At 57.2% G+C, this 22,639-nt stretch carries 19 protein-coding genes and 1 pseudogene; 14 read left to right on the plus strand and 6 right to left on the minus strand.

All coding sequences use genetic code 11. The annotated features are described in order from the left end of the window. Positions 1-5: 5 nt before the first annotated feature. Positions 6-1,856, minus strand: coding sequence for a type VI secretion system tip protein TssI/VgrG (gene tssI, locus V6Z53_RS19685; protein ID WP_338581280.1), 1,851 nt, complete (start codon positions 1,854-1,856; stop codon positions 6-8). A gap of 718 nt (positions 1,857-2,574) precedes the next feature. On the opposite strand from tssI, the gene V6Z53_RS19690 reads away from it, so the two are divergent. The 7 genes and pseudogenes from V6Z53_RS19690 to V6Z53_RS19720 all read left to right on the plus strand — a co-directional run bounded on the left by V6Z53_RS19690 (position 2,575) and on the right by V6Z53_RS19720 (position 7,993). Next, a complete protein-coding gene (locus tag V6Z53_RS19690) occupies positions 2,575-3,906 on the plus strand; it encodes an HNH/ENDO VII family nuclease (protein ID WP_338581281.1) in 1,332 nt (443 codons plus the stop codon). Then, entirely contained in the window at positions 3,903-4,367 is a 465-nt protein-coding gene (locus V6Z53_RS19695; RefSeq protein WP_338581282.1) for an SMI1/KNR4 family protein, read from the plus strand. The genes V6Z53_RS19690 and V6Z53_RS19695 overlap by 4 nt, the downstream gene beginning before the upstream one ends. A 531-nt stretch (positions 4,368-4,898) precedes the next feature. Further along, a pseudogene (gene tri1 / locus V6Z53_RS19700) lies at positions 4,899-6,026 on the plus strand (ADP-ribosylarginine hydrolase Tri1). A gap of 42 nt (positions 6,027-6,068) precedes the next feature. Then, positions 6,069-6,332 carry a hypothetical protein gene (locus tag V6Z53_RS19705; protein ID WP_338581283.1) on the plus strand — a complete coding sequence of 88 codons (264 nt, stop codon included), beginning with the start codon at positions 6,069-6,071 and terminating at the stop codon, positions 6,330-6,332. Between the two features lie 67 nt (positions 6,333-6,399). Continuing rightward, positions 6,400-7,308 carry an immunity protein Tsi6 family protein gene (locus V6Z53_RS19710; protein WP_338581284.1) on the plus strand — a complete coding sequence of 303 codons (909 nt, stop codon included), beginning with the start codon at positions 6,400-6,402 and terminating at the stop codon, positions 7,306-7,308. Between the two features lie 39 nt (positions 7,309-7,347). Next, positions 7,348-7,695 (plus strand): hypothetical protein, encoded by a 348-nt coding sequence (locus V6Z53_RS19715; protein WP_160389443.1) that lies wholly within the window; start codon positions 7,348-7,350, stop codon positions 7,693-7,695. Positions 7,696-7,714: 19 nt separating this feature from the next. Next, positions 7,715-7,993 carry a hypothetical protein gene (locus tag V6Z53_RS19720; RefSeq protein WP_338581285.1) on the plus strand — a complete coding sequence of 93 codons (279 nt, stop codon included), beginning with the start codon at positions 7,715-7,717 and terminating at the stop codon, positions 7,991-7,993. A 265-nt stretch (positions 7,994-8,258) separates the two neighbouring features. Here V6Z53_RS19720 and V6Z53_RS19725 read toward each other — a convergent pair whose 3' ends face one another. The 5 genes from V6Z53_RS19725 to V6Z53_RS19745 form a co-directional block, all read right to left on the minus strand. Next, positions 8,259-8,732: a hypothetical protein gene (locus V6Z53_RS19725; RefSeq protein WP_338581286.1), complete on the minus strand. Its 474-nt coding sequence runs from the start codon at positions 8,730-8,732 to the stop codon at positions 8,259-8,261. Between the two features lie 5 nt (positions 8,733-8,737). Next, positions 8,738-9,478 (minus strand): hypothetical protein, encoded by a 741-nt coding sequence (locus tag V6Z53_RS19730; RefSeq protein WP_338581287.1) that lies wholly within the window; start codon positions 9,476-9,478, stop codon positions 8,738-8,740. A 46-nt stretch (positions 9,479-9,524) separates the two neighbouring features. Then, on the minus strand, positions 9,525-10,067 hold the full coding sequence (locus V6Z53_RS19735; RefSeq protein WP_338581288.1) for a CbrC family protein: 543 nt from the start codon (positions 10,065-10,067) through the stop codon (positions 9,525-9,527). 28 nt (positions 10,068-10,095) lie between these two features. Next, complete coding sequence (locus V6Z53_RS19740) at positions 10,096-10,623, minus strand: DUF4303 domain-containing protein (protein WP_338581289.1); 528 nt, start codon at positions 10,621-10,623, stop codon at positions 10,096-10,098. Between the two features lie 295 nt (positions 10,624-10,918). After that, on the minus strand, positions 10,919-13,084 hold the full coding sequence (locus V6Z53_RS19745; RefSeq protein ID WP_338581290.1) for a M48 family metallopeptidase: 2,166 nt from the start codon (positions 13,082-13,084) through the stop codon (positions 10,919-10,921). A gap of 695 nt (positions 13,085-13,779) precedes the next feature. Here V6Z53_RS19745 and V6Z53_RS19750 point away from each other — a divergent pair. The 7 genes from V6Z53_RS19750 to tssH all read left to right on the plus strand — a co-directional run bounded on the left by V6Z53_RS19750 (position 13,780) and on the right by tssH (position 22,620). After that, positions 13,780-14,532, plus strand: coding sequence for a hypothetical protein (locus V6Z53_RS19750; protein ID WP_338581291.1), 753 nt, complete (start codon positions 13,780-13,782; stop codon positions 14,530-14,532). A gap of 67 nt (positions 14,533-14,599) precedes the next feature. Continuing rightward, complete coding sequence (gene tssB / locus V6Z53_RS19755) at positions 14,600-15,133, plus strand: type VI secretion system contractile sheath small subunit (RefSeq protein ID WP_007978739.1); 534 nt, start codon at positions 14,600-14,602, stop codon at positions 15,131-15,133. Positions 15,134-15,143: 10 nt separating this feature from the next. After that, the gene (tssC, locus tag V6Z53_RS19760) at positions 15,144-16,646 is read left to right on the plus strand and encodes a type VI secretion system contractile sheath large subunit (protein WP_034150989.1); all 1,503 of its coding nucleotides are present in this window, start codon (positions 15,144-15,146) and stop codon (positions 16,644-16,646) included. 25 nt (positions 16,647-16,671) lie between these two features. After that, positions 16,672-17,154 carry a type VI secretion system baseplate subunit TssE gene (tssE, locus tag V6Z53_RS19765; protein WP_034150988.1) on the plus strand — a complete coding sequence of 161 codons (483 nt, stop codon included), beginning with the start codon at positions 16,672-16,674 and terminating at the stop codon, positions 17,152-17,154. After that, on the plus strand, positions 17,154-18,986 hold the full coding sequence (tssF, locus tag V6Z53_RS19770) for a type VI secretion system baseplate subunit TssF (RefSeq protein ID WP_338581292.1): 1,833 nt from the start codon (positions 17,154-17,156) through the stop codon (positions 18,984-18,986). The genes tssE and tssF overlap by 1 nt, the downstream gene beginning before the upstream one ends. Then, entirely contained in the window at positions 18,950-20,020 is a 1,071-nt protein-coding gene (gene tssG, locus V6Z53_RS19775) for a type VI secretion system baseplate subunit TssG (RefSeq protein WP_338581293.1), read from the plus strand. Before tssF ends, tssG begins: the two co-directional genes overlap by 37 nt. Further along, positions 20,017-22,620 carry a type VI secretion system ATPase TssH gene (tssH, locus tag V6Z53_RS19780; RefSeq protein WP_338581294.1) on the plus strand — a complete coding sequence of 868 codons (2,604 nt, stop codon included), beginning with the start codon at positions 20,017-20,019 and terminating at the stop codon, positions 22,618-22,620. The genes tssG and tssH overlap by 4 nt, the downstream gene beginning before the upstream one ends. The last annotated feature ends 19 nt before the right edge of the window (positions 22,621-22,639 follow it).

Raw genomic sequence — 22,639 nt, forward strand, 5'->3', positions numbered from 1 at the left:
ATTGCTCACTTGTTGATATCGACACGGTCACCGTGGACGTAGGTGTTCTTGCCAAGAATATCGATGGCGTCGCCCTTTATTTCGATGCCTTCGGGCGTCAGCTTGATACTGCTGCCGCCCACCTGAAGAATGATGTGCTGCTTGGCATTGACCTGAATGAACTGGTTGTCGACCTGAATCGTCAGCGAGCCTTCCTGGACATTCATAAGCGTGTCTTTCTTGATGGTTTCGGTGTGCGTGCCACCGACCGTGATCGTGCGATTGCTGCCGACACTGTGGATCTCGTCGACCTCGATCTCGGTGTCCAGGTTGCGCTCGGCGTGCATGATGATCTGCTCGGCACCGGCCTTGTCTTCGAAGCGGAAGAAGTTCGCCGTGCCGCCGTCGCCTTTCATCGAGCGCGTCAGGAATCCACTCTGCGTCTTGTTCGCCGGCAATGCCCACGGCGGCGTGTTCTGGCTGTTGTAGAGGCTGCCCATGACCAGCGGGCGGTCGGGGTTGCCGTCGAGGAACACCACCACGACTTCATCGCCCACACGGGGAATCTGGATGCTGCCGAAACCGCCACTGGCACCGGCCTGGGCGACGCGGACCCAGCAGGAGCTCTTGTCGTTGTGCTCGCCCTTGCGGTCCCAGTGAAACTGCACCTTCACCCGACCGAGTTCGTCGGTGAAGATTTCCTCCCCCGGCGGGCCGACGATGATCGCGGTTTGCGGGCCGGAGATGGTCGGGCGCGGAGTAGTGAGTTGAGGTCGGAAGACGATCTTTTTGCGCACGCAGGCGAAGGTGTTGTAATAACTCGCCTGATGCCCGCTGAGGTAGTTGTTGTGGCCTTCGCTTTCGACGCTCATCAGCAGGAACTGACGATCCTCGGCAGGGCCTTGATCGTGATCGTAATGCTGCAGCAGTTCGAAGGTGTAGCCGGGTTTCATCGCACGGCAGTTACTGGCGCCATGAAAACTCTTGCCCTTGAGCTCAAGCGCTTCGACCCGCAGCCGCAGCAGCGTTTCGCCTTCGTCGTAGGTGCCGTGAGTGTACTGGCCGGGGAAGTCGTAGATTTCGAATTCGTCGACATCGCCCTGCTTGTTCAGGCTTTTCATGGCGACCGGCAAGCGATTGGACGGCTGACGATAATCGAAGGTCTGGACCGCGATTTTCCCAGATTGCAACTGGCGATTACCGCTCCATTGGGTGATGGAGTCGGCGGTCTCGGTGACCGATGCCGTGTGGTAGCGGATCTGCGGTTGTTCAGGCAACGGCAGCAGCGTGCTGGAGTCGTCGCAGATGATCATGGTGTGACCTTCGGCGGTGTGCTCGAAGTAGTAGAACATCCCCTCTTCTTCCAGCAGGCGCTGGACAAAGTTGAAGTCCGTTTCACGGTACTGGGTGATGTAGGTGTAATGCTTGAGCGGCTTGCTCAGGCGAAACTCGTGCCGGGAAAACGCCGGGCACAACGCAAATACCTGGGTGACGACATCTTCCACCGTACAGCCCTGGAAGATGCGCGTGTCGAAGCGGTTTTTCAGCATCGAGAACCACGGGTTCAGCGTCGCCGTATAGCGGGCCATTCCACCGTCGCTGCCGATGCTGGCAAACCGCGTGAGGTAGCCTGCCAGGTAACGAGGCGAGGCATCCGCCAGCTCAATTTCCAGAACCACGTGCTGGCCCATCATCGACTTCAGCTCGACGCCGGAGTCCTGGCACACCAGCAGCAATTCGAAGTTGTACGCACGGGACAGACCTTCCGTTCCCCTGAAGGACTCAAGCAACAATTGCTGCTCGGGGTTGGCGAGGTTCTTGAACTTGAACAGGCGCCGATTTTGCGGGGAAAGCATTGCGGCAAGGTCCATCAACATGTGTATCTCCTTGAAAACAGTGGAAAGCTACCGCCCTCTCTCAACCACTGCGCATAACGAATCAGGTAAGAGGGTTAAACGCTGTTTGCCGCAACATTGATTTGGGCGAACACTTCGCCACCCTATGTTTTCGGACGGCGGCATGAGTCAATCTGTATGTTTTGTAAGAGACAACCTACAGAACACTCTTCATTTCCATCGAGCTCTCTTAAACATCCAGCGAAACTGCTCACACGAAATATTACGTCAGGAACTGCGACCTCAAGACAGTATGAAAGTGCCATCACTCAAAAAATATTTGAGAAATTTGTCACACTTTTGCAGGTATCACAGGTTCTGAACGCGGGAAGGAGACACCCATGTCATGCACTGTGTCAACCCACTCTCAGTTAATGCGGGTACTTCCACGCACTTCGAACTCAGTTCAGGACATTCCCTGAAAAATAATTATCGTCCCGCTGGCTGGCCAGAAACGCCGATATATCAAGGATGAACGGGAAGTCAGGTGCCACTGATTGGCAGCTAATGCCTTATTGCCATCATTGCCGAATGTAATGCGAATAACAAAAAATGGGATCCATGTTGAATTTTCCATCCCGCCGCGCAGTCTGAAGTGCGGCAGATAGCCATCACTTCGACATTGATGTTAAGTCGGATATTCGACAGCTCGACCGCAGCAACAAGGAAGCGCCTTTTCCCCAAGGACAGTGAAGAGTAAATGGATCTTTTAGCCAACGTGCCCAGCTGGGCCGATGTCGAACGCAACCTCGACCAGAAATTCAACGAGCTCAACCAGGGCGTCAACGACGGCTTGCGCAGTGCTCACGACAACTGGAACGGCTTCACCCGGCGTGTCAGCAATGGCGCGAGCCAGGCCTATGGCTACATGGGCGGTCATCGCATCGATGCGGTGCATCAGGCGATGACCCTCTCCTACCCGATCATCCAGATGGACCTCAAGCGCAAATGGGCCTCGATTGAAATCGAGCAGATCCTGCCGGTGCTGCTGCAACTGGTCAAGGAAGTCTCGATGATTCTCGGCGGCAGCGTGGCGATCGGCACCGTGGCCGGCGGCGCGGCGGGGGCCTTCGCATTCGGCGTCGGCGCTGCCCCCGGAGCCGCTGCCGGGGCCGGTATCGGCTTGCAGGTCGGCAACCTGATTCTCATGGGCCTGGGCCTGTCCGCCATCGCCGAGTATTTTTACCAGGGCCTGCCCGCCTGCCTCTCGACCTTGCAGGAAGGCATCGCCACGGCCTGGCACGCCGAAGAAGGCGTCAAACCGTCCGGCCTGGACCCCAGCGGCGGCTCCGCTGCACTGGTACAAGAGCGCGTCGAACGCGCGGCACGACAACTGGCCCGCGGACAGGAGCAACTTGTACTGCTGTTGCTCACCGCCATCGTCACCTACCTGACACGTGGTCAGATGAAAGCGGGTGTGATGAACAGCATGGAAAGCATCGCGACCCGCAGTGCGAAGCTTCAGGCGGAGATATCGAACAAGGAGTTGGCGGGTTGGTTGGCAAGGAATGAGCAAAAGTTGCTGGCTCGGGATGAGTTGCGGGTGAGGGAACCGGCGCATTTGGTGAAGGCTGAGCCAATAATGGATACTCCTTTTACCACTGCTCCAAAAACCAGCCAGATCCCTGAAAAAAAAGTCGATACATACCTCGGTCAACTACGAAAATACTGGTCCAAGCCTCCCGTCGACTTTAACGGCAACAAAGTGTTTCAGAGAGACGATCTGTTTGACCCAGATTTGATGACCACCTGGAGAGAGCGCGGAAAACTTGTGTCCGGTACCAATCTTGAGCGCATGGCAAGCGGACGAGCACCTATAGGCATCGATGGGAAATCAATCAACCTTCATCACATGATACAGACTCAAAACGGGGCAATAGCTGAGCTCACTCAAACATTCCATCAAAAATTTAGTTCTGTTATACATATAAACCCGAATACAATACCCTCTGGGATCGACAGATCTCTGTTTGATCGATGGAAAAGCGACTACTGGAACAATCGAGCACTAACCTACGCGAAAGGCAATTGAAAAACATGACACCTTCTCAGCTGGAAGACCTGATTAAAAAACATCCGGATATTGCTGCATTTGGATCCCCCGCTGACGCAGTGACTGATGATTGGTTAGTAAAAGCCGAGCAAAGAATCTGCCATAAATTACCTACGTCCTACAAATGGTTCCTTCTGAACTATGCAGGGGGAGAAGTCGGATCGGAGGAAATATATAGTATCTATGGAATGGACTTCGACGACATCAATGGTGGCGATATAGTTTTTCAGCACATTAATGGCCTCAAACATAAATCAACAACCGCAAAAAAGGTAGTTATCAGCGAAACCGACTTGGGCGAGGTTTTTTTCTTCGATTACGATACATATAACGGCGAGGAATGTCAGATCTTCGTTAGAATCCCTTCAGGGGAAAATTTATTGTACGCGAACAATTTTTACGAGTATCTCGCCAAGAGAATTAAAGCGCACTTGCCATAAGAGCTCCTTTCTTTGGAGCGCTCCGTCAAGTGAAAAATTATCCAACTCAGTCAACACAAGCACAGCATGGAGCTAACAACGCCACTTGAGCATGTCGAAAAAACGATCATGCTCACAACTGATAGGCGTTAGATGCCCACAGTTCTCGGTCTATACAATATTACTCACCTGAGTGAGTTGAGTGTACAAAAGCGCATGACAAACTCAAACCTGACAGAACTGCTTATTACGCTCAAAGAAATCTTTCACAGTGAGAGCTGCCAGAATTTTGATTCAGGAATAAACGCGATAATCCGCCTACTTTCCGACGACCCTTTACCGGACAGTAATGAATGGGCACAAGCGACTTCAATGTATAGAACTATGGCAGGCAGTAAATCAGGTTTCTCCGACGTCTACATTGATCGAGGTACCGCGGAGCAGCGAATCGCAGCCAACGCAAAACTGGATACAATTCGACAGATGTTGTGGGACGCATTTGAACGAATCTGAACTCAGATACATCGTGACAGATCATTGCCTGGTGCCAAGATGTTAAAAAACCTTATTGATCTCAGAAGCTCCAACGAAGCGCTCACCCAATACACTGAGCGTTACGACCACCTGCTCCCACCGCCCTCTCCTCAGCTGCTTCAGCGCATGGACCCTATGTTGCAGCCGGACGCACCCAAATTTCCGGTCAGGAAGCCTGAGTGGCTGACTTCCAGGCCTTGCACCCTCACTCAAGAGCAGGCGCTGGACCGCGCAAAGGGTTGCCTGCTGGGGCTCGCGATTGCCGACGCCGTGGGCACAACACTCGAGTTTCTGCCCCGGGATCGTGAACATGTCAGTGACATGGTTGGCGGAGGCCCGTTCAAGCTGAAACCGGGAGAGTGGACTGACGATACGAGCATGGCACTGGCTCTCGCAGACACTTACGTGGCAAACACTCAATAGGATTTCCTCGACTACTCGCAAAGGCTTTGTAGCTGGTATAAAAATGGCGAAAACAGCCATAACGGCAAGTGCTTTGACATTGGCAACGCCACTCGTACCGCGCTTGAAGGTCGGTTGGCGCAGGGCGTCGACTGGTACGGCAACGATCATCCATCTACAGCCGGCAACGGGTCGATCATCAGGCTGGCACCGACCGCCATTTTCCGTCGCCACTCCTTGTCCGGTACCTGGCGGGAAAGCGCGGCACAAAGCCGCTGCACCCACAGGGCTGCAGAAGCCGTAAATTGCTGCGAACTGCTCGGCGCTCAACTGCACCTGGCCCTCAATGGCGCGAACAAGGAAGAAACCCTGTCGTCAATGGTTCGCGCCTTGTATCCCCGCCCCTTGATCATCAACGCTGGCGAATACAAACAAAAAACCCGCGATCAGATCCGCTCCTCCGGCTATGTCATCGATACGCTGGAAGCCGCTCTGTGGGCGGTCTGGAACACCGACAACTTCAAGGATGCAATCCTGTTGGCGGCCAATCTGGCGGACGACGCCGACAGCGTGGCAGCTACAGCCGGCCAGATAGCCGGGGCACTGTATGGGGTGACGGGCATGCCTGAAGAATGGGTCAGAACGGTCGCCTGGTCAGAACACATTCAAGACCTGGCGCAAAAGTTATTCGAAAGCGCCCCACTCCATGACGAGATGGACGAAGTGATTTATGGGAATCGCTGAAACGACACGGATAAATACCCCAGACACCAGTTCAAGGACACGATGAAACTCAGTGACGTATTCACAAGCCGTGAACACATATTTACCTTAGGCGTCGAGGAGACTACAGGTCGCCTTTACCTGTCGATTCCAGTCAGCAACGGCATGGTCGACTACGAGGAGTATTACCAAATTGACCGGGCAGACTTCGATCTCTTCCAAACGGATCTTGATACAGCCCTGGCGTTTGCCATGAGATGTCGCCGCAGAGAGCTGGATGATCTTCTGATTGTGCAACCGGGGGCCAATAGAGGAACGGCCATCTAAGGCAAGCTCGTCACTTCGTCCCCGTGGACCGCTGCCCTCAAAATCAAAATCCTTGAACGGACATCCCATGTCAAAACTACTGCATCGTTTGAAAACCCTATTCGGGCAAAAGACCGCTCTTCCACCCGCCCCCACCGAGCAGGTTGTCGATGCAGCCCCCCAGACCGAAGTGGACAACCCACTTTCCCGAGTGGAAAGGAACCTGTCCTGGCTACCGATCAATCGTGAGCCAGAAGTGTTTGTCCCGCTGATGCCCCCCGCCTGCCCGGACCTGACGCTTGTGGATGCCCTCCTGTTGCAGCGTTATCGGGTTTTCGTCATAGCGAATGACCCGGCCGACGGGACTTCAGAGACCACGATAAACCGCGATTACGCCAGCCAACTGGCGAGTGACTTGTACGGCAAAGCGACAGATCTTGGTTATTGTCGAGGCACTGAATCCTCGTTCGAGATCTATTGGCTCACGCAATGTGCGGCGATTGTTTCGCTGCTGTCCCATGGACCAGAATCAGAACAATTCCTGACATATAGAAAACGCGTTGGTTATGATCGAGACTGTGCCCTGACCGGTGAGCAGGTTCGAATGTTTGATGAGTACGTAGCGTCGCGCAGCTATCAAACCGCTGGAACCGATAAGGACCGCCGTCTGAAAACGCCTATAACGGCCCTCGACTACATCGACAATGCGATAACCATCACCGCCCTGAGATACAACGGCTGTCCAGAGTTCCAGATCTACTCAAGCTCGTTAATCCAATTGCAATTCATCAAAGACGTGTTGCTGGGCGTTGAAAAAGATAAAGCCCGGTTGCACCAATTGACTATCGGCGCTTGGGCCAGCAAAGAGTTTGAAGCCGACGATCCTGAACTTGCTGGCGTACTGGGGGATGCCTTCTACATAGGCATTCAGATTGCACGCGGCCTGAAGATTCAGCTGCCTAACGGGTTGCCCCCGGAAAGTTTTCCTCGCACATGAAATTGCTGCGACTTCAGGGATAACACTAGAGGTAACGTCATGACCGAAACCTGGTACCACGTTGACAACGGCACCCTTTGGATAGCAGATCAATCCATTCACCTGCCTCACCCGGTCAAAGTCGCCTTGCAGCATGACGACAGGCTCGCGGTCCTGATCGAGTCCCCTTCAAATGTCATTTTCAACAAAAACATCCTTGCACTATCGAGGCATGGAAAGGTGGTTTGGTTCATCCAGGAAAGTCCCCACGGCACGCAAGCAGACAAGCCCTACATGAGTCTTCAGTGCGACAAAAACGGGGCGTTGATCGTTGGTAACTGGAATGGCCTCAGTTACTCGGTCGATTGGCACAATGGTTCCGTCAGCGTTGTGAACTTTGATAAATGATTCGCTCAGGACTGTCACCATGAAAGACATCTGCAAGATCTCCTTGAACCTTGCCCGAACAGCAGAACTACTGAGGAGATTCGGTCACCCGCAATGGGCCGACAGACTTGAGGAGTGCAGCCTTGCGCTGCCCCACGATACGACGTACGCGCTGTCTCGATTGATGTCGCTGTACGGCGGCATGGGCTCGATCAACGACGTTGTTCTGTATGAAGACACAACGCCCTTGCTGGCCGAAAATAACGAACTTCAGACGCTGCTATCAGACCTCCATCAGCTCTGCGCAGGGTGCCATTGAACTTCGCACCCCACGCTTGCAGGCCAAAATCGGCGATGTGCCGGATCGGCAATGGCGCCTTTAGGTTCGCAGATACCAAGTGCTCGGGCGTCCGCAACAACGCCGTCTTGTTCGCCCGCTTGAGCATGCGCAACGAGAATGGCAGCAGGCACGCCATCAATACGACCAGCCCCCCGCCAGCAACCAGTATCATCGATTTGCCAATGCAGTGGCCGGCGCTGGCGATTGCGGTTTTCTGTGCAGTGATTGCCTTGCTGAAACAAGCTTACCGACCGCTCGGCAAGGGCGGTCGCGTTTCGACTTGCTCAAGGCTTACACGGTAGGTGGTGTAAGTGTCGCCGTCTTCAAGGTAAAGGTTGCTCCGGTAATTCGAGACTGCGCCTTTGAGTTTGATGTGCAGGCCGTTGGAGACACGCTGGATTACCACGTCTTTCAAGTCAGTGTCCGAGACCAGGAAGGCCGGGGTCTTGCCGAGGCGCACCTTCATCGTCTCATTATTCCTGCCGCCGCCATTGTTGACGTAGAACCTCAGGCTTTTGGGCTCATCTGGATCTCTGGCATCTTGAACGATGTAGATCGACTGCCCCGCAATGAAGTCCTGCTTCAGGACTATCTCAGAAGGAAACGCCGGTTTGTGCAGGTACGCATAGATGAGAGCGCCTACAAGGCAGAGCAAAAAGATAATCAAGAGATACTTTTTGACTCTGACTACAAGAGTTTGCAGTTCGGTCTTGTTCATGGGATTCAACTGTAATCGAAGGTGAATAGTACCAAGCCTTCAATCGGCTCGTAGAACATGACGATCATGTCTGCGCCGGCCGTCCGGTAATGCCAGCCCGGAACGCTTGCCACGTGGAAAAACCGGTTATTCGCAGGGCTCAGGGGGTAGACATTCGAATCGCCGCGGTCGGGGTCCAGTTCAACGATGTGCATTGGAAATTCGACCGCCTCCACCCAGTTGGCGCAGCCATCGATTTCGCCGCCCAGTTGCGCGACAAATTCCACTGCATACAACGGTTCGCCATCCTCACGCGCCAGCACGCCGCTGGTTTTAAACATTTCAACGGTGGCGGCAAAAGCGCTGTGCTGATCGGCGTAGTGCCGCTCCAGATCCGCTCTCGCCTCCGGGTGAGGATCAGCCAGCTGTGCATTCCCCTCGTGCAGAAAGAAGTAGCGTGGATCGCCGCACAAGCGATAGCGCCCTTGCTCGACCTTGAAGCCGATCCAGTTGGTTTTCAGCAGGCAGCCATGGCACCCGTCCCACTCGGTCAGCTCGCCGACAAGGCCCTCGTACGGTTCCAACGGGCTGAGCATGTGCAGCACACCCGACCACAAGGGGTTTACGGTGCTGATATCCAAGCTGAACAAAGGATGCAGATGGTTGGCCAGTTCCAGTTGATCGGCGACAAACACGTCTTCAACAGGCGGGAACGGCAGCATGCCGGTGGGGACTTTGGTGAAGTCGGGGGTGTGATCGTCGGTCATCAGAGTTTCTTCCTTGTGGGTCGCCCCGGATTGCGCACTTTGGGTATCAATGGTTGTCCTGGTAAGCACCCAGCGTGGCGCAGTGGCGACATTTGAACAGGTAGGCGGTAGGCCCGTGATCCTTATCCAGGGCATTGAAGAACGCTTGCCACTGCGGACCGTCCTCCAATCCTGTTGAGTCCTGAACGGCGGCGATGGCTTCCGGGCCCAGTTCAAGCAACTCTGCATGACCGGCCTTGCCGACAAACTCGGCTGCGTCGTCGCAGTGAGTGAACCAGCACTCTTGCTGCCAGCCATTAAAACCAGGCGTGCGCTGGCTGACTTCGGCGATCTGCGCCTCGCTCAGCGTGTCTTCGACGTCCAGGCCGATACTCCCGTCATCGACAAACGTCGCGCCCAGGCGCTGGTGCGCACTCCCGTCGGCAATGCACCAAGGACAGATGCAGTTTTCGTATTCATCAATGGCGTATACCGGGCCCACATAAATGTAGCCTCGCGCCTGATTGCAGCTCACGCAAGTGGCGTAAGAGGCTTGCACCGAACCGCTACCGACGGGATCTGGATGATAAATAAAGTGGGGCAGTGTCATGTGCGCATCCTTGTTAAGTGCATGCCTTTCATTGCTCGACCTGCTCTAACCATGTCTTGAATTCGAGGGCTTGCTCGGGGGTATTGAGTTGCGTAATCCAGGCGATTTCTTCCGGCACGCTTTGAGAGTCAGAGACTGCGAATACATAAATGGCGTTCTCAAACGTGCACGTCGTCAGCGACTTCAAGGCCGCAACACAGTGTTCAAAAACGAGCGCGCGGTGACGTGCAAAATCTTCATCGGGAATCGAATCAGCCAAGTCCCACAACAGGCTCGACAGGGCGTTGAAGTGTTCGCCACCGAAGGTTACGTGGCTCCATTCAGCGGGTGACCATTTGAAATACGCTCGCTCAGCAGGATCTTCAGCCTGCACGCGCGCCAAGTGATCAGCCGTGTTGAACGACGGCACCAGCGTCCGCGCATCGGCGTCTGAGTACAGCGCAAACCCACAGACATCGGCGGAGGGGTGCGCTTGGCGAAATTGCTCGATGGCTTTCTTGCACGCTACCTGAATATCTCGCTGAAAATGGTCGTTGATCTGGCCCGAGTCGCTCATTCAAAAAAGAACCTCATGAAACCCTCCACATCCGTGCCCTCAACATCGTTGGCCACTTCCCTGGCCCTGAACAGAAAGGCGGGCGTGCGCTACCCCGGGATACGGCGTACGCATTGTCTCGATTGATGTCGCTGTACGGCGGCATGGGTTCGATCAACGACATTGTCCTGTATGAAAACGCAACACCCTTGCTGGACGAAAACAACGAACTGCAAGGGCTGTTATCAGACCTTCATCAGCTTTGCGCAGGGAGCCTTTGAACCCGGCGCCCCACGCTTGCCGATGCTGAAAGCCTTCAGGCCTGCTCGAATCGCTGCTGCAGCAAGTGCCGCGCTGTGCCTGCATTGAGGTAGGTACCGATCAGTTCCGCCAATTGCTCATTCTTGAGCTTTTTGTCGTCCCGGCAGAACTGAATCAACTGCAACTGGACCCAGCGCTTTTTCTTGTCGAGCTTCGCATCAGGCGAAAAGAACGAGCGCGAGGCCAACTCAGGCATCGGGGCATCGTCTTCCAGCAGCAGATTCAAGTGCAGCCCCTGGCCCATTTGCAGACCAAAATCAGCGACGTGCCGAATCGGCAGTGGTGCCTTGAGGTTGGCAAAAACAAAGTGTTCGGGCGTCAGCAACAACGCGGTCTTGTTCGACCGCTTGAGCAAGCGCAACGAGAACGGCAGCAGGCATGCCATCAATACGACGAGCCCCCCACCAGCGACCAGTATCATCGATTTGTTACTCCCTGAAGCCTGCGGCAGCAGGTACGGCAGGATCAGCAGGCCCAACCCCAACAGCATGAAGAACGAGAAGCAACCCAGGGTAATCCACCCGCGCAATCGTGCGCCTTCATGCAGCCGGACTTCCTCCGTGGCATTGCTGGCATGGCTACGCAACGCCTGCACAACCGCCGCATCCTGCTCCACGTAGTGGCCGAGAAAGTCCTCGGTAATGCGCGCACGCAATGCCTGGGGATCGGCGAAATAGTGATCCATCGCGGCGCAGGCTTGTGCCGCGTTGATCGGGCGGGTGCCGCGGCTGACGGCCTCTTCGACCGTGACTTGCAGGGATTCCAGCCGTACGAGATTGGAGGGATGAGTGTCCGATGGATGCGGCAGGCTGGCCGCCATTTCCTCCTCGGGCAGGGTCAGCGTCTGCGCGGCCAGTTCCTGCACCAGGCTGCCTGGCAAATCGCCGGTACGCACGTGTTCGGCACTGGGGTTGGTCGCTCGGGCCACATGGGTCGATACCCCCTGCTGCAACAAGGGGTCGATGGCAGAGATGCGCACCAAGGCCGAAGCGATGGCGATATTCCCTGTCAGCTTCGCGCCCGCCGCGTCCGCCGCCAGCTCCCGCACGCGGCTCCAATGGTTCACCGCATGATCGAAACGCTCCATGAAATACTCACCGAGCATGAACGCCGGCCACAGGGTCGTGCGTTGCAGCACATCGCTTTGCAACATGGTTTCGGCAATCACCCCGAGGCTGCGGCCGATGCCCTCGTAGATCGGTACGAAGCGCAGGCTGTACTCGGTATCGGCACCGGCGAAGTGCGCCAGTTCGTGACCGATGACCGCGCCGGTCTCCGCCGAATCGAGCAGGCCCAGGTACAGCATCGGCACGTGCAGTGTGCGCCCCTTGAGCGTGGTGTCTGCCGGGAGCAGGTTGACGTCGCTGGAGGTGACGTAAAAGCCTTCGGTCATGCCCAGCACGATGTGCTCGGGCGCCAGCGCGCCGAGTTGCTCCGCCAGCTGGCGAACATAGGCCCACAGCGCCGGCGCCTGTTGCGGTGTGACCATCTGGCCCAGAACGTTCATCGGCGTGGACTGGAACATGCGCAGCATGACCGGCAGCTGCTTGCCCATCTGCCAGATCGAATACAGGAAACCGAGCATCAGCATCAACACGATGAGCATCAGCTTGAATTCACCGGCGGCCATTTTCCCCATGTGCCACAGCCCCAGGCCCTCGAAACCGAGGATGGCCGCCACCGCCGCGCCCATGGCGACGATGTGCCCCACCAGCAGGTACGGCAACAGGCGGCTAACCCGGCTGAAGGTGTGCAGCAAACGTTCACGGGAATGACTCGCGCGGGCACCGGCCCAGCGCAAGCCCAGCAGACCCAATACGCCGACCAAGAAGGCCAGCAGGCCGAGGGCGATGACACCCTTGGCCAGATTGCTCATCACGGCACTCACCGGTTGCAGGATGGTCAGGTCGTGCTCGGCGTCAGCAATACGCGATAGAGCCATGGCAACACTCATGCGCTTGCCATTGATATCGACCATTGCCGAGCTCGATCCCGGCTTTGCAGCCATCGCTTCGAGTTCGACATGCATATCACCCAGTTCGGCGTTGATAGCCGCGAATTCCTTGATGCTTTCCGAACTGCGTTGTAACTCCCAGGCGCCAAACAAACCAAGGCAAAGCGGCAGGAGAATAAGTACGGCAATGAGTTTCAACGTTCTCATGAGACAGGGCCTCAATAGTCGCGTCGCCTTACATCCGTGGCGAGCATAAATTCCATTTAACGAAGGCCCGAAAGCCCCCACGCTATTGCACGGCCCGACATGAAAGTTACGGGGCGCACTCGTACCGGCGCGTTATACAGAAATATCGGCGATATGTAACGTCATATTGCCCGAACACTCGTTCAGCAATGGAAAGGACGCCTTGTATATCTCGGACATCCTGAATTGCCATCACTTCCCCCCGGTTATATGACACTTATCCTTCAACCTTTCCTCAGCGGATCATCAAGCAGGCGTTGGGTGAACCGATTCACCTTTTTCAAATTATTTTCATTTTAAAATTGGATCCACAACCTGCCTGAAACCATTGAATTAACTGGCTTTCGGAACTATCCGACAGACACACCCCACAAGTAATGGCAAGCCGACATCATTGCGGCGTGTAACAAAAACGAGAAAAAATCCGTTCTCGAATGAACTTTTCGATACGACGTGTTGCCATACACGACGTTACTGGCAACTCAATATCCATATGCCAGCATCACACTACCGGTTATCCCCGGCAGTGTGTTTTTTTGGTTTCGAACATTAGCAATCACCTCTCGTGGACAGCTGTTCACTCGAGAAATCTGTCGCTCGACATGCCCCGGTTTTTTTATCCAGGAAGGCATGGAGTGTTCAAGGACGATGTACCGATGACTCAGACGTTTTTTGATGTTGAAGCATTGATCAAGCTGCGAAGCCAGACCCGGGCCATTTCTGATGCGCTGAAGGCGCAGGCTTCGGATTATCTGGCGACCCTGGCTTTGCTGATTCGTCCGCAGGCGTTTTTCGGTGAGTACCTGCAGGGTGCACAGCGCAGCAGCGGCCGCGAAACCCAGCACCATTTCAAGGAACTCAAGGAGCTTTACGACCGCATCGGCTCGGGCACTCCGTTCCAACTGGTCAATGAACTCGAAGTGCCCCTGAACCTGCTCAGCACCACTCCGCAACTGTTTGCACTGGAGTACGACAAGGTGCTGTCCCAAAGCGGCCAATCCATTCGCATCACCAGCCCCGTGCGCTGGGTGGTTGGCTTCAGCTCATTCGACCTTGCCCGTTTCCGCACGGTCATCAAAGACCCCAATCGCAGCAGCGCCGAGTTGTACCGCTTCGTGGTGCATTACCTGGTGCTGTTCTACTGCCTGAGCAAGTCGCCCGGCATCAGCCGCCTGCTCGAAGGCTTGCGCTTCCCCGTAAGTTTCGAACGTTTGAAGGACTTCGGCGACCTGCCCTTCTGCGTCATCAGCTCGCCGGTTCGCTCGCAATTGCCCGACGAAGCGGTGATCCGCAGCAGCACCCAGATCGCCGGCAACACCAGCTTCGAAGAACTGGTGGGCTTTGAAAACATCATGGAAATGAACGATGAAATCCGTCAGCGCCTGCTGCTGACGATCGAAGGAATGTAACGCGCTCGGCCCCCATTGAACCGACACGCAAACGACTTGCGGCGAATTGTTCGCACAGGAGATCACGATGGCGAAGAAGGAAAGTACCCAGCACAAACTCGACCGCGTTCGCGCGCCTCGGGTCCATATCACCTATGACGTGGATATCGGCGACGCTCAGGAAAAGAAAGAGCTGCCCTTTGTCGTCGGTGTGCTGGGCGATTTCTCCGGCAACCCGCTGGAGCCGCTGCCGAAGCTCAAGGACCGCAAGTTCATTTTCATCGACCGCGACAACTTCAACGGCGTGCTCAAGGGCATCAAGCCTCGCCTGACTTACCGGGTCGACAACACCCTGGCGAAGAACGGCACGCAGCTGGGTGTCGAACTCAACTTCAACGCCCTCGAAGACTTCGAACCACAGAACGTGGTCAAGCAAGTCGAGCCGCTGCGCAAGCTGCTGGAAGTGCGCAACAAGCTGGCGGACCTGCGCAACAAGATGGGCGGCAACGACAAGCTCGAAGAGCTACTGATGGATGTGTTGCAGAACACCGAGAAGTTGAAAACCCTGGGCAAGGAATTCGGTCGCGAAGCCGCCGTTCCAGCCACCGACGGCAAAGCGTAGGAGCCTCGCGATGAACGACAAGCAAACCGTGACTCAACAGGACAGCGAACTGGTTGAAGTGGAAAACTTCACCGCGCAATCCTCGCTGCTCGACAGCATCATTTCGCAAAGCCGTGTGGCCCGCTCCGAGACCGAGCGCACCCGCACCCGCGACCTGATCGGCGAGTTGGTCAACCAGATCCTGGAAGGCGAAATGACGCCTAGCAAGGACCTGATCGCCGTGCTCGACGCGCGCATCGCCGAGATCGACGCGATGCTCTCCGAGCAGATGAACGAGATCATGCACGCCAGTGAGTTCCAGCAGCTGGAAGCCTCCTGGCGCGGCCTGAAATATCAGGTCGACCAGACCGAAACCAGCACTACGCTGAAGATCCACCTGCTCAATGCTTCGAAGAAAGACCTGGTACGCGACCTCAAGGCCGCTTCCGAATTCGACCAGAGCGCGCTGTTCAAGAAGATCTACGAAGAAGAGTACGGCACCTTCGGTGGTGCACCGTTCGGCATGCTGCTGGGTGACTACGAGTTCAACCGCAGCCCGGAAGACATGTACCTGCTCGAAGAGATTTCCCACGTCGCGGCGGCTGCCCACGCACCGTTCATCTCGGCGGCCTCGCCTGAACTGTTTGGCTGGGATTCGTTTACCGACATGTCCGGCCCACGGGATCTGGCAAAGATTTTCGACACCGTCGAATACGCCAAGTGGAAGTCGTTCCGCGCCTCCGAAGACTCGCGTTATGTCGGCCTGACCCTGCCCCACGTACTCGGTCGCCTGCCTTACGGCCCGGATACCACGCCGGTCGAGGAATTCAACTTCGTCGAAAGCGTTGATGGCCGCGACCACAACAAATACCTGTGGATGAACGCCGCCTACGCGCTGGGCACCCGGGTCACCGATGCGTTTTCCCGTTACGGCTGGTGTGTGGCGATCCGTGGTGTCGAGGGTGGTGGTCTGGTTGAAGGCTTGCCGACCCACACATTCAAGACCGATGACGGTGAAATCGCCCTCAAGTGCCCGACCGAAATCGCCATTACCGACCGCCGCGAGAAAGAGCTGTCGGACCTCGGTTTCATTCCGCTGGTGCACTGCAAAGGCACCGACTACGCCGCGTTCTTCGGCACCCAGTCGACGCAGAAGCAGAAGCAATACAACACCGACATCGCCAACGCCAACGCCCGGCTTTCCGCGCAGTTGCAGTACATCTTCGCCACTTCGCGCATCGCCCACTACATGAAGGCGATCATGCGCGACAAGATCGGCAGCTTCGCCTCGCGCAAAGACGTCGAACTGTTCCTCAACAAGTGGCTGTCGAGCTACGTGTTGCTGGACGACACCGCGAGCCAGGAAGCCAAGGCCAAGTTCCCGTTGCGTGAAGCGCGTGCCGAGGTGTTTGAAGTGCCGGGCAAACCGGGCGTCTACAAGGCTGTGACGTACCTGCGCCCGCACTATCAACTGGACGAACTGACCGCTTCGTTGCGCCTGGTCGCTGAACTGCCGCAATCGACGCGCGGCTGATCAAGCACATTGCCAGGGAGGCACCATGACCAGTCAACACAAGCTGTTGCCATCACTGCTGGACCGATTGCTGGACGATCGTCCGCATCAGTCCATCGAAGCGTCATCGCAGCGCTTGTGTTCGCTGGCCGATTACAAGGCCAGCATCGTTCGCGACCTGGAAATCCTGGTCAACACCCGCCAGTCCCTGGTCGCCAACGAGCTGGACGGTTTCGTCAACCTGAGCGGCAGCATCCTCGATTACGGCATGCCGGATTTCACCAGCCGCAGCGTGCTTGATCCCAAGGATCGCCTGCTGATCCAGCGGCAACTGGAGAAAGCGATCACGGTCGGCGACCGGCGTTTTCGCAGCGTCAAAGTGCAACTGCTCGCCCAACAGACTGGCCAACGCATGCTGACCTTTCGTGTGGACGCGGTCCTGCGCCTGCAAGACGTCACCCGTCAGGTGTCCTTCGACGCGGTGCTGCAGGTCAACACCCAGGAATACAAAGTGCAGAACCTCAACTGATGCTCGACGAACTGCTGCCCTATTACGAAAAGGAACTGTCGCACCTGCGCTTTTTGGGCCAGGAGTTTGCGAGCCAGTACCCGAAAATCGCTTCGCGGTTGCTCATCGAGGGCGATAACTGCGAAGACCCGCATACCGAGCGTTTGATCGAAGCGTTCTCGTTCCTGTCGGCGCGGGTGCACAAAAAACTCGACGACGAACTGCCGGAAATCGTCGAGTCGTTTCTTGAAGTGCTGTACCCCCATTACCTGCGCCCTACCCCGTCGATGTCGATCGTCGAATTCAATCTGGGCAAACAGGAAAAAGTCACCGAAGCCTTCCGTGTGCCCCGGCACACCGAACTCAGTGCCAACCCGATTGATGGCGTGGTGTGTAAGTTCCGCACCTGCTACCCGGTCGAGCTGTGGCCGGTGTCGGTGCAACAGGCGTCATTCATCGAGATGGAGCGCTCGGCGTTCAACGGCCACAGTGCCGACCTGGTTGCGCGCTTGCGCATCGGTCTGGTCGCGACCTCCGATGTGATGTTCGGCAAGATGGAACTCGACAGCCTGCGGTTTTTCCTCGACGGCGAAAGCACGTTGATGCTGCAACTGTACGAACTGCTGTTCAACAACCTGGCCAAGGCCACGCTGAGCTTCGAAGATCAGGGGCGCACCCGCGAGGTCGTCTTGCCGGCCAACGCGTTGAAAGCCGTCGGCTATGGTCTGGACGAAGGCCTGGTGGACTATTCGGAGCGCTCGTTCCTCGGCTATCGCCTTCTGCACGAGTACTTCACCTTCCCCGATAAATTCATGTTCTTCGACCTGTCGGGCTTTGCGCGGATTCTGGCGGGCAAGGACGTCGAGAAGGTCGAGGTCAATTTCTACTTCTCCGACTACGACCTCAGCGACCGCCTGGCACGCCTGACGCAAAACATCGGGCGCAATAACTTCAAGCTCAATTGCACGCCGATCATCAATTTGTTCCGTCAGCAGGCCGAGCCGATCAAGTTGACCCACGCCCAGCACGAGTACGCGGTGACGCCGGATGTGCGCCTGCAAAGCTCGGCGGAAGTGGTGTCTATCGATCGCGTGCGGCGCGTGCGCAAGGTCGGCGGCATCGATCAGGTCGGCACCTGCCACCCGTTTTTCGAACCCCGTGGCGATCAGGGCCCCGGCCAGAGTTTCTGGATTGCCCGACGCCGTGCCGTGCAGACCGGACAGCGCGATGGCTCGAACGTGTTTATCCGGGTGGTGGACCGAGAGCTGGGGTTGATGGAGTCCAACAACGACACGTTGAGCATCCGCCTGACTTGCAGCAATCGCGACCTGCCCCTGATGTTGCCATTCGGTGGCGAGCGCGGTGATTTCAACATTCCCGGAAACTCGGTGATCAAGGACATCCGCTGCCTGCGCAAGCCCACCGCCACCGCGCGCGTGCCGCTGGGCAACGGGGTGATCTGGCGGCTGATTTCACACCTGTCACTGAACCACATGTCGCTGGTGTCCCGTGGCCGCGAGGTGCTGCTGGAGCTGTTGTCGCTCTACAACTACCGCAACGTCTCGGCGATCCGCAAACAGATCAACGGCATCGTCTCGGTCAGCAGCGAACCGGTGGTTGCGCGCATCGGCCACCCGCGACCGAATTTCGTGCGCGGCGTCGGCATCACCCTCAATTTCGATGAAAGCCAATACACCGGCAGCGGTGTGTTTTTGTTCGGCATGGTGCTCGACCACTTCTTCGGTCAGTACTGCTCGATGAACAGCTTTACCCAATTAACCCTTCGCACCTTGCAGCGCGAAAAGAGAGTCGTCCAATGGCCACCGCGAACCGGCGATCAACCCCTGGTCTGATTGATCAGGCAAGGGCTGAGCCGCACCGATTCGAGTTTTTCCAATTGGTGCGCTTGCTTCGCCTGCATTACAGCAGAACCGGGCGCATGGACCTGGAGACCCGACCGCACGAAGACCCTCTGCGCTTTCGCTCGCAGCTGTCGCTCAACTTCCCGGCCAGTGAAGTCAGCGATTTGCAGTTTGAGCGTGAAGGCAAGGTGTCCGTGGCCGGCCTGCCGTTGTCTGAAGTGCAAGTCACGTTCATGGGCCTGGTCGGGCCGTCGGGTGTCTTGCCGCGCCCGTACACCGAGCTGTTGATCGAACGGCACATCCAGTACCGGGATGACGCGGCCCATGCGTTCCTCGACATCTTTTCGCATCGCATGACCACGCTGTTCTACGAAGCCTGGCAAAAGTACAAGTTCTACATCGAGTACGAACGTAACGGCAGCTCGGATTTCGACCGCTACCTGCTGAATCTGGTGGGGTTCGGCCCCGAGGCGCAGAAGCAGAAATTCGACAAACAAGGCTCGCCCCTGCGCCAAGAATTGTTCAGCTACTTCTCCGGCCTGTTCGCGCAGAAGCCACGCAATGCCTTGAACCTGGAAGTGATGCTCAACTTCTATTTTTCGCTGCCATTCAAGGTCAAGCCGTTTGCCGGTCGCTGGCTGAAGCTCGATGCCAGCCAATGCACGCAGCTGGGGCGCAAGAACGCTGTGCTCGGGCAAAGCGCCGTGGCCGGCAACCGGGTCTGGGACTACCAATCGTGCGTGCGCATCGAAACGGCGCCGCTGGAACTGGCTGACTATCAACGCTTGCAGCCGGGCAGCGTCGACTACCAGAAACTGGTTGAGCTGGTGCGCTTCTACGTCGGTGCCGAACTCGATTTCCAGTTGGCACCCAAGCTCAAACCCCAAGCCGTCCCCGTCGCCCGCCTCGGTCGTCAGGGCAACGTTTCGCTGGGCCGGCTCGGTTGGCTCAAACGACCAGGCGTCGACGTGGAACCCTCCCGTTGCGCGCTCTTCCACATTCCTTTTGATGGGGTCTCCCTGTGAACCTGAAGTCCCTGTTCGCCAAGCTGAACGACACCAGCCGTACCGCCACCGAAAGCGCCGCGGCGCTGTGCCTGTCGGAACACCATTACGATGTCGAGATCGAGCACCTGTTGTTGCAGTTGCTCGACAGCCACGACAACGACCTGCCAGCCATCCTGCGTCATTACGACGTGGTGCCTGAACGCTTGCAGGCGCAATTGGTGACGGCGCTGGGGACGTTCAAGAAAGGCAATACCCGCACGCCTGCGCTGTCCCCGCACCTGACCCGCATGATCGAGCAGGCATGGGTGCTGGCGTCCATCGAATTCGGCCAGGCGCAGATCCGCACCGGCCATCTGTTGCAGGCCTTGCTCGATGACGACGAACTGCGCCGGGTGGTGATCGCGGGTGCGGCGGAGCTGGAGAAAATCAACGCCGATGATTTGCGCGTGAACCTCAACGCGTTGGTGGAAGGCAGCGCCGAGTCGCAACAGGCCAAGCCACTGGACACAACCGGCGGCGCCAGCGTCAGCCCGATCAAAGGCAACGGCAAAACCCCGGCCCTCGATCAATACACCATCAACCTCACGCAAAGCGCTCGCGAAGGCCGGATCGACCCGGTGCTGGGCCGCGAATTCGAGGTGCGGCAGATGGTCGACATTCTCACCCGCCGCCGCCAGAACAATCCGATCCTCACCGGTGAAGCCGGCGTGGGTAAAACCGCTGTGGTTGAAGGCCTGGCCCTGCGTATCGTTCAGGGTGACGTGCCGTCGGTGCTCAAGGGCGTTGCCATCCACACCCTGGATCTGGGCTTGCTGCAGGCCGGTGCCGGGGTCAAAGGCGAATTCGAAAACCGCCTCAAGTCAGTCATTGAAGAAACCAAGCGCAGCCTGCACCCGATCATTCTGTTCATCGATGAAGCGCACACCTTGATCGGTTCTGGCGGTCAGGCCGGGCAGAACGATGCCGCCAACCTGCTCAAGCCAGCCCTGGCTCGTGGCGAGTTGCGCACCATCGCGGCGACCACCTGGGCCGAGTACAAGAAGTACTTCGAGAAGGATGCCGCCCTCGCCCGCCGTTTCCAGGTGGTGAAGGTCGAAGAGCCGGACGAAGACAAGGCGATCCACATGCTGCGCGGCCTGCTGGCTAAAATGCAGGAGCATCACAAAGTCACGGTGATGGACGAAGCGCTGGTGCAAGCCGTGCGCCTGTCCAATCGCTACATCACCGGACGCCAACTGCCAGACAAAGCTGTCAGCGTTCTGGACACCGCTTGCGCCCGGGTCGCGTTGGGGCAATCGGCGCAGCCGGGACCGCTGGAAGACTGCAAGCGTCAGATCGACAACCTGCAAGCCGAAATCTCGGTGCTGGAGCAGGAAGCCGCCAAAGGCAGCGACCATGCCCGACGCCTGACCACCCTCAACGCCGAGTTGCTCAGCGAGCAGCAAACCCGCGATGCCCTCGAACAACAGTGGCAACGCGAGCTGCAACTGGTGGAAAAACTCGGCGCCCTCAGCCACCCGGAAAACCAATCGCCGGATGCTCAGGAAATTGCCGCGGTGCGCGCCGAACTGGCCAGCGTCCAGGGTGAGCAGCCGCTGGTGCATGCCCTGGTGGATGGCGGCACCATCGGTGAAGTGATCTCCGGCTGGACCGGTATTCCTTTGGGCAAAATGCTGCGCGACGAAATCGAAACCGTGCAGCGCCTGCCTGCATTGCTGGGCGAGCGGGTACTCGGCCAGGACCATGCACTGCTCGAAATCGGCAAGCGCATCAAGATTTCCCGCGCACGCATGGAAGACCCGAACAAGCCGATCGGTGTGTTCCTGTTGCTCGGCCCGAGCGGCGTCGGCAAGACCGAAACCGCACTGGCGCTGGCCGACACCCTGTACGGCGGCGAGCGTAACGTCATCACCATCAACATGTCCGAGTACCAGGAAGCCCATACCGTCTCGAGCCTCAAGGGTTCGCCTCCGGGTTACGTCGGTTATGGCGAGGGCGGCGTGCTGACTGAAGCCGTGCGGCGCAAGCCCTACAGCGTGGTACTGCTCGACGAAGTGGAAAAAGCCCACCCGGACGTGCTCGAACTGTTTTTCCAGGTGTTCGACAAAGGCGTGCTGGATGACGGCGAAGGTCGCGAGATCAACTTCCGCAACACCGTGATCATCCTCACGTCCAACACCGGTACCGACCGCATCATGCAGTGGTGCCTCAATGCCCAGCCGCAACCGACACCGGAAGACATCGTCGAAGGGCTGCGTGACGAGTTGAACCAGGTATTCAAGCCGGCCTTCCTCGGCCGCCTGACCATCGTTCCTTACTACCCGGTCAAGGACGCGATCCTGGAGCGCATCGTCGCGCTCAAGCTCGAACGCATTCGCCAGCGCTTCGAGCGCAATCATCAGGCCGTCCTGAGCTATGACGAGGCGCTGGTCAAAGCCATTGCCTCGCGCTGCACGGAAGTCGACAGCGGTGCCCGGAACATCGACAACATTCTGTCCAAGACTCTCATGCCGGAATTGGCGCAGCGGGTACTGGAGCGCATGGCGCAGGACAAACCGATCCAGAGTTTGAACATCGAGTTGGGCAGCGACGGCGATTTCGCCTATCGCCTGTGCTGATCGAGCATTTACAGGTAGT

The sequence above is a fragment of the Pseudomonas sp. MAG733B genome (assembly GCF_036884845.1).
Classification (GTDB): Bacteria; Pseudomonadota; Gammaproteobacteria; order Pseudomonadales; family Pseudomonadaceae; genus Aquipseudomonas.